At 30.8% G+C, this 13,860-nt stretch carries 9 protein-coding genes; all 9 read right to left on the bottom strand.

The genetic code is table 11. The features are described from left to right. Positions 1-49 precede the first annotated feature (49 nt). Entirely contained in the window at positions 50-814 is a 765-nt protein-coding gene (locus MHL31_RS08685; RefSeq protein WP_240225540.1) for an SDR family NAD(P)-dependent oxidoreductase, read from the bottom strand. 21 nt (positions 815-835) lie between these two features. Then, positions 836-2,137, bottom strand: a complete 1,302-nt coding sequence (locus MHL31_RS08690) for an MFS transporter (RefSeq protein ID WP_240225541.1) — start codon at positions 2,135-2,137, stop codon at positions 836-838. Positions 2,138-2,331: 194 nt separating this feature from the next. Then, entirely contained in the window at positions 2,332-3,039 is a 708-nt protein-coding gene (locus MHL31_RS08695) for a FadR/GntR family transcriptional regulator (RefSeq protein ID WP_240225542.1), read from the bottom strand. A 156-nt stretch (positions 3,040-3,195) separates the two neighbouring features. After that, positions 3,196-4,119, bottom strand: coding sequence for a polysaccharide lyase family 7 protein (locus tag MHL31_RS08700; RefSeq protein ID WP_240225543.1), 924 nt, complete (start codon positions 4,117-4,119; stop codon positions 3,196-3,198). Between the two features lie 19 nt (positions 4,120-4,138). Next, a complete protein-coding gene (locus tag MHL31_RS16290) occupies positions 4,139-6,277 on the bottom strand; it encodes a PKD domain-containing protein (protein WP_305802690.1) in 2,139 nt (712 codons plus the stop codon). A 22-nt stretch (positions 6,278-6,299) separates the two neighbouring features. After that, a complete protein-coding gene (locus tag MHL31_RS08715; protein WP_240225544.1) occupies positions 6,300-7,475 on the bottom strand; it encodes a hypothetical protein in 1,176 nt (391 codons plus the stop codon). Between the two features lie 12 nt (positions 7,476-7,487). After that, positions 7,488-9,083: a RagB/SusD family nutrient uptake outer membrane protein gene (locus MHL31_RS08720; protein ID WP_240225545.1), complete on the bottom strand. Its 1,596-nt coding sequence runs from the start codon at positions 9,081-9,083 to the stop codon at positions 7,488-7,490. A 6-nt stretch (positions 9,084-9,089) separates the two neighbouring features. Further along, positions 9,090-12,320 (bottom strand): TonB-dependent receptor, encoded by a 3,231-nt coding sequence (locus MHL31_RS08725; RefSeq protein ID WP_240225546.1) that lies wholly within the window; start codon positions 12,318-12,320, stop codon positions 9,090-9,092. 476 nt (positions 12,321-12,796) lie between these two features. Next, entirely contained in the window at positions 12,797-13,531 is a 735-nt protein-coding gene (locus tag MHL31_RS08730; protein WP_240225547.1) for a hypothetical protein, read from the bottom strand. Between the last annotated feature and the right edge of the window lie 329 nt (positions 13,532-13,860).

Raw genomic sequence — 13,860 nt, forward strand, 5'->3', positions numbered from 1 at the left:
AAAATTGGCGTAGAAAATACCTACGCCAATTTTTTAAACTAACTATAAATTAAATTCCTAAAGCTTGTCCACCTCCAATTTGGATAGTTTCAGCTGTTATAAAAGAAGCATCTTTACTAGCTAAGAAAGATACAACAGAAGCTACTTCTTCTGGCTGACCTAATCTACCTAATAAAATGTTGTTTGCCCAAGAAGCAAAAACTTCTGGTTTAGTTGCTTTAATTTGAGCGTGGAAAGGAGTATCAATTGTACCTGGAGATACAGCGTTTACTCTAATTCCATATTCTGCTAAATCTTTTGCTAACGCTCTAGTAATTGCATGAACACCTGCTTTAGAAGTACCATAGATACCTGCTCCTGGTCCACCAGCATTCCATCCTGCATTAGATGTATAATTGATTATTGACGGATTGTCAGATTTTTTTAAGAAAGGAATAGCTGCTCTTGAAGCAAAAAATACTGAATCAAGGTTTAAAGCCATTACAAATCTGTAAAATTCAGTTGTCATTTCTTCAAATCTAGATCTTCCACCTAAACCACCTGCGTTATTTACAAGTACATCTATTTTACCATACTTTTCTCCAATTGCTTTAATGTTAGAAGTTACAGCATCGTCGCTTGTAACATCAAACCCAATATACTCAGCAGTAATTCCTTCTGCTGTTAATTCTTCAACTCTTTTAGCTCCATCTTCATCTTCTATACCATTTAAAACTACAGTATATCCGTCTTGACCTAATCTTTTAGCTACTTGAAATCCGATTCCTCCTGTAGCACCTGTAACAACTGCTACTTTATTATTTACATTACTCATTTTTAATTATTTTTAATTATTTTATTTATTTCTTTTAATTGGCTCAATTTTAGGGATAAATATCCACACACTAGCTAAAGTTAGAATAGCTAAAGCCGCTCCTATTATAAAAGCTGGTGTATAATTACCTCCACTAGTTAACCAAGGCACTAAGTAGGTTAAACCTGCAGCAGTAAGTTTTGCCGCCATACCTGAAAATCCAGATAATGTTCCAACAGTTTTTCCTGAAAAAAGGTCACTTGGTAAGGTTTGAACATTACCAATAGCTGTTTGAAAACCAAACAAGATAACAGCCATAATAATAACGGCAGTAGCAGCTTCTCCTGGATTTGCCATAGCAATTAATGCTGGTAGCATAATTAAACACCCAAGTGTAATTGTTAGTTTACGTGTTCTATTAGCATTCCAACCTGCTTTTAATCTATTTTGTGCTAATAGACCACCAAACCAAGCTCCAAACATAGCTCCAACGTATGGTACCCATCCATAAAGCCCAATAGATTTTACATCCATTCCATAAACTTCATTTAAATAAATAGGTATCCAAAAAACAAACAGCCACCAAATTGGATCTATAAATGCAGATGCTAATATTACACCCCAACTTTGTTTATGACCTAAAAGCTCTTTTGTATTAGGATTATACTCTTGATCAGGTGTTCCATCTCCATCAAAATCTTCATTTTTTTGACCTGTTAAAATATAATCACGTTCCTCATCTGTAATCCAAGGGTGATCTTTTGGTGGTGCTTTTACTAATATCCACCATGGTATTAACCAAAGTAAACCTGCTAAACCAATCAATATAAATATTGATTTCCAGCTAAAATATACAGCTAAAAATGCAATTAGCGGAATAGATATAATCCCTCCAATAGCTGCTCCAGAATTAAAAATTCCTTGAGCAAGTGCCCTCTCTTTAGTAGGGAACCATTCTGCATTACCTTTGGCAGCACCTGGCCAGTTTCCTGCTTCTGAAATACCTAATATTGAACGGAATATTCCAAAACTTAATATCCCTTGAGCAAAAGCGTGTAATGCTGTAGCAATAGACCATACTCCAATAGATAATACAAAACCTAATCGTGTACCTACCCAATCGAAAATTTTACCAAAAATAGCTTGTCCAAAAGCATAAGAAAATACAAATATGATTGAAATAAGTGCATAAATTGCCTTTGTCTCATCAGGTGTATGACCTGGATATAGTTCTTTAGCTATTTCTGGCCAAAGTACACTTAATGACTGACGATCAATATAATTAATAATTGTAGCAAGTGCAATTAACGCTACAACCCACCAACGTAAACCTTTTAATTTCATTTATTATTAAATTTAATCAGGGTTTTTATAAACATAGATTCTCTGACCAACCCTATTTTAGTCATTAAATAACACTCTTAATAAATACAAAATTTAATTTATTGAATAACTTCCCTCTAATTTTTATGTATTTATTAACAGTACTACTGTCCTCTATGATAGTAACTTAATTTTTATAATATTTTTTAATAATTTTAAAACTTAACATTGTAACAATATTCGTATAAATTTTTAAAATGTAATTTCATTTTCTGTTTAACCTCTGTTGGATTTTTATCCTTTATAGCGTTATAAATTGCTGTATGTTCTTCAATACCTATAAGTGAAGATTTTTTATCACATACATGATGCTTCTCAAAATTTATTATAATCTCAGGTGTTATCATTAACATTAACGTATTTAAAGTACTATTACCTGCTGCTTTAGCTATTGCTAAGTGAAATAATAAATCTTCTTGAATTGCATCTTCACCATTATAAACTTTTTTAGAAAATGCTTCTAATGCCCCTTTAATTTCTTCTAAATCGGCATCAGTTCTTCTTAAGGCTGCTAATTTTGAAGTTTTTAACTCTAATAAAATTCTAGTTTCTACCAGTGATTTAAAATCTGGTTGCTTTAATCCTAAAACTCCATCTATAATACCGTTTAAGGCAATTACACCAATATTAGCAACAAAAGTTCCACTTTGAGGTATTGATTTTAGTACACCATAAAACTCTAACCTTTGAATTGCTTCTCTAACATTATTTCTACTGGTCTCAAACTTTTCAGACATCATACGTTCAGATGGTAATTTATCTCCTGGTTCTAGATTCTTAAAATTTATATAATCTCTTATTTTAGAAATAATTAAATTCTGAGTTTCAACGTGGTCTGCTTTTGTTAGTATTTCTAATTTCATTTTAAATTTGGTTATACGTTTTTAATCTATACTATAAAATCTATTTTAAGCAAAATAATATTTATTTTGTTTTGTAATATGTTGACTCAATTACTGAGCCAACATATATCTACAAATTAACTCAATTTTTATTATTAACTTCTCTTATTAAACATTTTAATGGCTTACCTCTAATTCATAATACCGTACTGTTGAAAAAGAACCTTCATCTCTAGATTGAAAGTAATTTCCTGCTTTAAAGTAATTTTCAAAAATACCCCAGCGTTTAATATGAATATCATCATAAACTTTATATTCATTACCGTTCAATATAACTACCATTTTGCCCTCGCTTACTTGAACTTCTAAAGTAAATTTTCTAAAACCAACTTTTTGTTCAAAATTAAAACCTTCATCATCTCCCCAAGCATCTTCGTGAAGTATTTCTTCATCAGTAGCATGTATATTTTTAAGCACTTTTGATTTTACACGAATTTTTCCTTTATCCCAATATATTTTTAATATTGGTGGAGCATTATTATCATCTTCACCTATTAAATCGCGTTGTTCATTGGTTAACCTTCCATGAATTTGCATAATAATAGTTCTATGATATTTTCCTTCAGAATCTTTTGTTGTTTTTGCCATAGCTAATTTTCCCTTTAAATTACCACCTTGAGCAAAAGTCCAGTTTTTATTATTTTCTCCAGGTACCATTTGCTCACGTAATTCTGAACGTGTATACTTGGTGTTTCTGGTTTTAGACTCTGTAGGCATTGCATGAAAAACGATAGCACCTCTTGTAGAATCTATATACATATAAGGTTTTGCTATATCAATTTCTGCAAATTTTAAAATTTCTGGAGGTTCAATTTCATATGGTCTCCCTTTCTCATTTGTAACTGGTAAAGTAACCTTCCAATGACTTAAATCTATCATTGGAAGTTTTACCTTATTCTTCTTCTTTTTCTTTCCTTTTTTCTTTTTTTCAGTTTTAACATCCGAATCGGAAACGCTACTTTTCTGTGCTTGACAAGCAACGTTTGCAGTTAGAAATGCTAATAATAACATACTCAATATTTCTTTTCGGAAATGTTTCATTTTTCTTAATTATATAAATTTAAAATCCTGGAGTAATAATATCTATATTATCAATAAATACTTCATTACTACCATCAATAGCATTTAATGCTCTCACATAAATTACAACAATATTTGACGATGCTGTGAATGTAAATGTAGTTGTAGTAAATGTGTTTTCAGATGCAGAACCTTTACTTGAATTGAAATCATTTGTAATATTATAATACGCATCTACAGATGGATCATCTCCTGCATTAGCATCTAAACCAACCTCTGTAGTAATTTCATTATTTAAAATAAATACTTCTGTATTAATTCCTTCTGCTTCAGAACGTGTATCAATAGTAAACGTATATTCAACTCCTGGCTCTACAGCTACAACTTGGTATAAACGACGACTACTATTAGAAAGCTTCACAGCTCTTGTTTTAACACCGTTAACATATGTACCATCACTTGATGATCCTGGTTGTTCATTAGTACCGTAAGTAGCATCGATATAAGCATTTAATTCTGAATTATACCAAATAGCTCTATAAGGGCTATCAATTGTTGCTCCTGAATTATCTTCTATTGTACTATTAGGAGTCATATCCCAAGCATCAGCATTATCACCAGTATTCTTAGTCCAATCATCAGCTGTACCATTTTGAGTTTCAGCTGCAAAAGTTGCTTCAACTCCAGCACTAGCTTCTGGTGTAATAATGTCAATATTATCGATAAATACTTCATTACTACTATCAACAGCTTTTAATGCTCTTACATAAATTACAGCAATATTTGCAGTTGCTTTGAATCTAAATGTAGTTGTAGTAAATGTGTTCTCAGTTGCTGACCCTTTACTTGAATTGAAATCATTTGTAATATTATAATAAGCATCTACAGATGGATCATTTTCAGGATTCATATCTAAACCTACTTCAGTAGTAATTTCATTATTTAAAATAAATACTTCTGTATTAATTCCTTCTGCTTCAGAACGTGTATCAATAGTAAACGTATATTCAACTCCTGGCTCTACAGCTACAACTTGATATAAACGACGACTACTATTAGAAAGCTTCACAGCTCTTGTTTTAACACCGTCAACATATGTACCATCACTTGATGATCCTGGTTGTTCATTAGTACCGTAAGTAGCATCGATATAATCGTTTAATTCTGAGTTATACCAAATTGCTCTATAAGGACTAGGAATCACTGCACCTGTATTGTCTTCAATAGTACTATTAGGAGTCATATCCCAAGCATCAGCATTATCACCAGTATTCTTAGTCCAATCATCAGCTGTACCATTTTGAACAGTTGCCATAAATGTTGGGTCTATTCCTCCAATTGGAACAAATTGTGAAATACTCTTAGATACACCTGCATCATTGGTTGTAGTTAAAATTACTTCATAAGTACCTTCACCAGCATAAATATGTGTTGGATTAGGCTCTTCTGACGTATTTCCATCACCAAAGTCCCAACTATATGAAACTGCTAAAATAGAAGCATCTGTAAATTCAGCTGTAAAACCTCTAGTTATAAATGTAAAATCTGGAACTGTAGATAGTACTAAACCTTCTATATTTTTTGTTACAGAAAATTCAGCTCCCAAATAATTAGTTGCAGTTAATGTTGCATTAAAAGTCTCTGCTGTTTTATAGGCATGTATTGGATTAAAATCTGCATCTTCTTCTGTATCTTCAAGATCCCACTCCACTGTGTCTCCATCTCCAAAATCCCAAACTAAACTTACTGCACCAGTAGTTAAATTTTCGAAAGTAACTTCTGAATCTATAGAAGTAGTATTAAAATCAACAAAAATAGGTGCTACATCTGAAGAGTCTACCGCAACTAAATTATCTGAACTTGTAGTAGTTAATTTAACGGTATACAATCCACCTTTTGCATAGGTATAATCTGGGTTTGCATCTGTAGATGAATTACCATCTCCAAAATCCCATAAATAAGAAGCTGCATCTGTTGAATAACTTCTAAATACCATTGACAAATTATTATCAGGATTAGTACTTGTTGTAAATAAAGTATTAGGCTGAATATTGTTTACATTTCCAGTTGGTGGTACAAATTCTTCGTAACCACTATCATAACATGATATTAGACCTAAAAACATTAACAAAAGCACTAAAATACTTTTATTGAATTTTTTAATTATTTTATAAATCATAATATTAAATTTTAGAGCTTTATTATTGTTTTACTGTTATATCAAATGCATCTAATCTACACTCTGTACCTGAGTTAGTAAGTAAAATAATTACTGTCTCATATTCACCTGCCTCAAAGGTAATTGCATGTTTTTTAAATACATCGTCAACTCTTCCTACAGAACTATCTGTTCTAGAAGCTATTATATTTGCTTCTAATTTTGCCTCTTCTAAGGTTGTTGCATTTGGACTAATTATAGATACGGTAACTTCACCTAAATTATTAGTATCTAATTCACTAAAGTAAGTTAACACATAAGTAGCACCAGGTGTTACTTCTATCTCTTGGTATCCAACTCTAGTTCCATCTGAAGGGAATTTAGCCGCTTGGTAACCATCTGGTAAAACACCTAACTCAGATTTTGTATTAATTTGAAAAACTGATCCCCATTTAGAACTACTAGGAGCTCTCCAAGAATCTCTTCCATCACCAGTACCATCAAATAAAGTACCATCATCAAATCCAGGTTCTCCTATTTCAGGAATTGGAATTGTTGGTACAACTTGATTTACCGTAACTGTTTTTTCTATATAATCTGATTTACCAAGGTTATCGGTTACAGTTAAGCCCACAGTATATTCACCTGGACCTGGAAAAGAAACTATTAATTCTTTATCTTGTAAAGTTGCCGCAGGCAATGTAGCTATTTGATTTTCTAAATTAGAAACGTTTTGTAAAGTTTCGTCGGTTAGATTTGCTTTAGCTGTTTCTAATTGCGCTTCTAAATCTGCTATTTGCGCTTCTATTACTGCTGCTTTCGCTGGATCTACAGTACAAGGTAATTTAAATTCTAATTTTGAAATTGCATCTTCTAATCCAACAACAGATGCCAACTCACCTTCTATTGATTTTTCTAGAATAGGCAAGTCTTTATTAATTAAGCTAACACCTTCTGAAGGTGAAATCTTCCATTCATAATATATACCATTTACGGCTAAGTTTGAACCAGCTTGAAAGTTAAATTCATAATTAGCTTCTAACTCCACATCGCTACAATCAAATTCTGAAGTAGTAATATCGGTTACATTATAAAATGGCGTAGGTCCTGTTATATCAACTAAATCACCTACATCAGCCAAGTCATCATTGACACAAGAAGTTAAAGATACAAATGTAGCTAAAACTATATATTTTATTTTAAACAAATATTTATTCATAATTATCTGATTTTAGTATCCGCTATTTTGATTATAAAAATTAGGTAAATTGTCTATTTCTCTTTGAGGGAAAGGAAGGTATTTTTTCCCTGAAGTATAAAATAAACTATTTTCATTAGAGAATTCTGTCAATACATTATCTGCTTGACCAAATCTTATTAAATCATACAAACGTTGATTTTCATATACAAACTCAACTCTTCTTTCATCTAACAATGCTTGTTTAGTTAAATTTGCTACCTCTTCAAGTCCTGCTCTTGCTCTCACTTTATTAAAAGCTTCAACAGCTCTTGGGTCTGTAGTACTATCATTATTTCCTAAAATAGATTCAGCATATAATAACAATACATCAGCATATCTTAAAACAATCCAATCGTTGTCACCAATTTCACCATCTGTTGGAAATTTAGCATTAAACGTATCATTTGTTTCAAGTGTTGGGTTATAAGACAATGCATCAATACTAGCATAAAATCTTACAGGTTGTAATTCAGGGTTCATAACCTCTAAAAAGTCAAGCGATGCAATATTTACACCGTTAGAAGGCCCTTGCAAAGTCATAGCAAAACTGTGTGACTCTGAATCTGTTTCTACTTGATCATCTAAACCACTATCACTAGTTACATAATTATCGCTACTAACTAAATCATAAGCTATTGAAAAAATTACTTCATTGTTAATTTCATATGCAGAATTGTTTGACCAAGAACCATCAAGTACTCCATCTGAGTATCCTCCTGAAATTGAATTACCAAATACGTGACCATAGTCTATAACTAAATTAGCATAATACTCTTGATCTGTTAAAAGGTTAACAGAACTATCTGTAGGATCTGCATTAAACTCAAACTGCGCTGCATTACTTCTTTCTGTAAATAGTAAGTTATAATTGTAAGCTCCACTATTTTCAACAACAGAAGCTAACAACAATTCTGCTTCAGAATAATTTGGATTTGGTTGACTTAAATAAGCTTTAGCTGCTAAACTTATGGCAGCACCTTTAGATGGTCTGTATCTATTTTGTTCTACACCATCTAAATATGCAATTGATGTTTTAAAATCATCTATAATTCTTTCATAAACTTCAGTTTCTGGCAACTGAGGAAAATCTCTAGCCTCTTCTGTATTTATATCTAAAACTTTATCTACATAAGGAACATTTTGATATGCTCTTACTAAATTAAAATGACATAAAGCTCTCATAAAATAAGCTTCACCAACAGCATATTGTTGACTTTCTGGAGCTAAAAAACGATTGTCTATAATTGTATTTGCATGTTTAATAGTAGACATATTATTAGAATAATACGTTGCTACATCTCCATTATTTGGATCTACATTATATGCATTAATTGCTGGATAATTTCCATTTTCTGTATTAGCTCTTACATTATCTGATCTTAATTCTATAAGTAAAAACTCGTTAGCTGGAACTTTTTGATAAGCATCTAAAACTCCATTAGATAATAATTTAAATCCATCATCTGTTTGTAGTAACTCTTCTATAGAAAGTGCTGTAGGGTTACTTAGGTCTAGTTCTTCTTCACAACTTACAAGTAAAGCCATAAGAGAAAAACAAACTATTATATTTTTATATATATTTCTCATAATTAATTAAAATTGAAAGTTAATACCTGCTGAAATTGTTTTAACTACTGGTCCATCTCCTCTTTGATAACCTGACGTTAGAGGTGTATTAGCATTATCGGATGTTTGCCCAGCAGCTTCTGGGTTAAATCCTTCATACCCTTTAGCGGTAAAGAAAAGCAAGTTTTCACCTGATAAATATATTCTTAATCTATCAATATTATATTTTGAAACAATTGATGCTGGTATTGTATACCCAACACTTAAATTTCTTAATGTTACATAAGATGCATCTTGAATATGATCATCTGTATATCTTCTATGAACAGTTTTATCAATATCTGGGAAATTTGCAACTGGTTGCACTGCCGACTCACTTGCATAATATAACTGATCTAAATCTGCTACTCTTACTTCAGCACCATGAGATCCTTGCCATTGGAATGAAAAATCAAAATCATTATATACAAAATCTGAATTGAAACCCCAAGTAAAATCTGGATACGGACTACCTAACTCTGTTCTATCTTCACCGTCAATAATACCATCGTTATTTAAATCTTTTACATAAACGTTTGCAAAATCATTATTAAATCTATTAAAAGGATTATCTATCCATTCTAAAGGAACTTCTTTTTCATAAACCCAACCATAAAAAGATGTTATTGGCTGTCCTACTTTTGCTATAAACTCTGTAGGTCTTGTATCTTGATCTATTCTAGAAATAATTTGTTCATTATTACCTAAACTAACCACTTCGTTTCTATTTAAAGAGAATTGACCTGAAGCAATCCAGCTAAAGTTTTCTTTTGATATAATTCTAGAATTCAGTTCTATTTCTACACCTGAATTTTTAACTTCACCAATATTTTGCAACCAATTATCTGTACCATAAGTAGCAGGTACTGGAGCAAATAATATTAAGTCTTCACTTTTTCTAACATAATAATCTAAAGATAAGTTAAGAAGACCATTACCAAATCTAACATCAACTCCTGGGTTAAATTCTACTAATTTTTCCCATCCTAAATTTTGATTTGCTAAAGTTACACCTTTAACACCTGTTAAACCGTTATAACTAATAGTGCTAAACGTTTCTTCAAATCTGTAAAGAGATTCATAGATGTTTCTAGATATTTCATTAGAACCTGAAATACCATAACTTGCTCTTAATTTTAAAAATGAAATTAAATCACTTTCTAATAAAAAATCTTCATTAGACATTATCCAACCAACAGATGCTGCTGGAAAAAATCCAAACCTTGTATTTGTACCAAATCTAGAACTACCATCAGTACGAGCAGATAATTGCATAAGGTACTTTTCATTATAGTTATAATCTACCCTTCCAAAATACGAAACTAATTTATCTGTTCCATTATCTGTATAAGTAGTTCCACCATCTGCAATTGCAATATTGTTATTAAAATCATTTGTATAACCTACAGCTTCAGACTCTTGTACATAAAAATCTCTTCGCGTATATTCAAAACCGAATACAGTATTAAAATTGTGATCACCAAAACTTTTTTTGTATTTAAGTAATGACTCTACTGCATATTGATTTAACTCGTCTCTACCTTCAAATCTGAAAGATTCTTGATCTCTATTTTCTTGACCATATAAATAATCACTATTATTATTTTTATTATGTCTGAAAACACCAGAAATAGATTGTCTAAAATTAAGACCTTTAGCTAATTTAAAATCGATATATGCTGAAGTATTTAAACTTAATTTTTTCTTTACTCTAGATCTTTCTAAATAATGCACAAGTGGATGTACGTTTTTAGTAGTAGACAACGTTAAACCTCCAGATGTTAAGCCACTTGGAATTGGAAGACCAGTTTCTGCATCTCTAAGAATATCTCTAGGATTGTTAGGGTCTACTGTAAAAGTGTGGTCAAAAGCTCTTGAGAATCCATAGCTACCTACACCAAGATTTTCAAACAATTTACCTGCATCTGTAGAAGTCCCAACTTCTGTAGAAAATGGAGTTACATATTTTAAATGTTCTTCATTTAAATAAAGTGGAATATGCCCCATTTGTCTTAATGGATCCGTAAACCTAGTTGGTACTTTAACTTGATCGTTGTAATTAACGCTTAAACTTGCACCAAACTTAATTTTCTTATTTCTTGATTTACTATCAACTTTTATTCTAGCATTAATTTTTTCAAAATTATCTGACATTACTATACCTTCATCTTCTAAAAACCCTAAAGAAGCAGTATAACTTGTTAATTCAGTACCACCTCTAACAGATAAAGAATGACTTTGTATAAAACCTCCTTCAAAAATTTCATCTTGCCAATTTGTTTCACCGCCACCTAAAGAAGCAATAAAATCCATAGCTTCAAGTTCAGCATAGGCATTGTCATAATATCTATTAATATCTTCATATCTTTCACTAGTTGGTAATATTGCTGAAACTGTTGCTTGAAGACCATCTAATCTTGCTCTTTCATCAGCAATAGTTGTGTTAAAATTATCGTTGTTTTCAGAATATTTATACCCAATAAATGAATTGTAAGAAAAACTTGTTTTTCCAGAAACACCTTCTTTAAGTGTAATTAAAATAACTCCATTTGCACCACGTGAACCATATATTGCAACTGACGATGCATCTTTTAAAACACTAATAGATTGTATATTATTATTATCAATTGTACCTAAAATATCTGCATCGGTACCCAACACAACACCATCAACAACAATTAATGGAGCTGATGTACCTGTAATTGACCCAGGCCCTCTTAATGTAATTTTAGGATCTCCACCTGCTTCTGATGCAACTGTTTGAATTCTTAAACCAGCTACTTTACCTTGAAGTGCATCTTCAACACGAGATACTGAAACATTTTCAATATCTTTCCCGGAAACTTTTGTTAAGGAACTTGTTACATTACTTTGTTTTTGATCTCCATACCCTACAACAACAACTTCATCTAGTACAGCAGAATCTTCCTCCATTTGCACATTAATTACTTCTTGACTTACATAAGGTATCCTTTTTGTTACAAAACCCAAATAAGTGATTTCAAGAATTTCTCCTGACACCAACTCTATTTGATAATTACCATCAAAATCTGTACTTGTACCCTTTTGAGTACCTACTACAATAATATTAGCTCCCATAATAGGCTGTCCATCAACCTTGGAAGTAACAGTACCCTTTATAGTAAAGCTTTCCTGAGCTATTAATGAGACATTGAGCAACAACATCGCTATAAGGGCTAGCTTAATTTTTAAATTCATAATCTATTTTTTTATGTTTAAGTTTAATTTTAGTAATGGTTTGATTATTACTATTAATATCAATTATTAATGTTTAATTGCCTTATCTCTTAAAAATTCAATTCTGAAAATTTATTTGTTCAGGTATATTTTTGCAGATTCTTTTTTTTTAATATGTATAACTTTTATTATCTCAGAAAAGGTTATATTTAAAGAAGATAGGTGCAACTATCATTTTCTCTCTTTTAATTTATTTTATCATTGAAAATGTTATAATATAATGGTTTTTAGGTGTTAATACTTTTTTAATTCGATATTTCAAATTGGTTTACCAATTTGGTTTACCAAATATATATTAAAAAAAAGTTAAAAAAAAATATTCTTTAAACTATTTTAGATATTTAACAATTAAAACTATAACGTTTTAGTAAAACCTTTGATAATATTTATTTTATATACCTATAAAGTACTCTTTAACATTAAGTTTATTAGAATTTTTACTCCGTAATAGTATTATGTGTTTTCAACCATTCTTCTCCTTCTTTATCTCTAAAAAAGTCCATCCACATATAATACATTTTTTTCCCTTTTTCAACTTCAACAGAATGGCTAGAACCTAAAGGTATATGTAAAATTGAATATGCTGGAAGTTTAATTTGAGCATCATCTGCAAAAACAGTAATATCATTATCTGTTAGTCCTAAAAATAATTGCTCAAGCATCCCATGTTCATGCGCTCCTACCTTGTCAGGTCCTGGTGCTTCAACAGTACCCAATGCAATACGCGGAATATATTTGTTTGGTAATACTGTTCTACTAATTGTATTAGGACTTTTTATTGGCTCGGTATAAGGTTCGCAATCGTTAAATTTTGCAAAATAAGGTTTTTGTGTATTTTCTTTTGGAAATTCTTTTAAATCTAAAATATCTTGTTCTGTTAAACTAGTGGTGATTTTAAGAAAATGAAGCGTATCGTTTTTTTTAGCACTAACTGATATTTTTTCTAATACATTTGGCAATAAAATAGTTTCTGGAACAATCGGATAATTTACGCTATCAGCAACAACAGTTCCTTCACCTTTAATAAAAAGATATATAAATTTATAACCTTCCTTCATTAATTCATTTCTAACAACATCTCCTGTTACTGCCACATGATAAACATTAATACCAGGAATTTCATTTTCTAATACAGCTTTATGATATTCTAATGTATTAGATTTTAAATCCATATTGAGGTGCTCAATAGGTATTTGCTTTGTACAAGACACACTTGAAAGCATGATTGTAATTACGATTAAAAAGGTATGTTTTATTGACATCGGTTTTAAGAATTTTGTTTTATAGTTTTTAAAGGAAATTTTAATGTAGGTAGCCTCTAACTAAACTAAATAAGTTTTGATATAGATCGAATTAAAAATATGAAACTTAGATACGTAAATAAATTAAGTATATTTTTTAGCTTATAAAAAGCTAATTATTATACAATTATATACTAATAATCTTGGATTTACACTAATTAAAATGTGTAAACCCAAGATTAAAAACTACAAACGATCAC

The sequence above is a fragment of the Lutibacter sp. A80 genome (assembly GCF_022429645.1).
In the GTDB taxonomy this organism is placed as follows: domain Bacteria; phylum Bacteroidota; class Bacteroidia; order Flavobacteriales; family Flavobacteriaceae; genus Lutibacter.

What these genes read in the sequence shown, in the direction of transcription:
- MHL31_RS08700 (WP_240225543.1), bottom strand. Translation starts at nt 4,119, where the DNA reads ATGAAACATTTCCGAAAAGAAATATTGAGTATGTTATTATTAGCATTT.
- MHL31_RS08685 (WP_240225540.1), bottom strand. Translation starts at nt 814, where the DNA reads ATGAGTAATGTAAATAATAAAGTAGCAGTTGTTACAGGTGCTACAGGA.
- MHL31_RS08725 (WP_240225546.1), bottom strand. Translation starts at nt 12,320, where the DNA reads ATGAATTTAAAAATTAAGCTAGCCCTTATAGCGATGTTGTTGCTCAAT.
- MHL31_RS08730 (WP_240225547.1), bottom strand. Translation starts at nt 13,531, where the DNA reads ATGGATTTAAAATCTAATACATTAGAATATCATAAAGCTGTATTAGAA.
- MHL31_RS08695 (WP_240225542.1), bottom strand. Translation starts at nt 3,039, where the DNA reads ATGAAATTAGAAATACTAACAAAAGCAGACCACGTTGAAACTCAGAAT.
- MHL31_RS08690 (WP_240225541.1), bottom strand. Translation starts at nt 2,137, where the DNA reads ATGAAATTAAAAGGTTTACGTTGGTGGGTTGTAGCGTTAATTGCACTT.
- MHL31_RS08715 (WP_240225544.1), bottom strand. Translation starts at nt 7,475, where the DNA reads ATGAATAAATATTTGTTTAAAATAAAATATATAGTTTTAGCTACATTT.
- MHL31_RS16290 (WP_305802690.1), bottom strand. Translation starts at nt 6,277, where the DNA reads ATGATTTATAAAATAATTAAAAAATTCAATAAAAGTATTTTAGTGCTT.
- MHL31_RS08720 (WP_240225545.1), bottom strand. Translation starts at nt 9,083, where the DNA reads ATGAGAAATATATATAAAAATATAATAGTTTGTTTTTCTCTTATGGCT.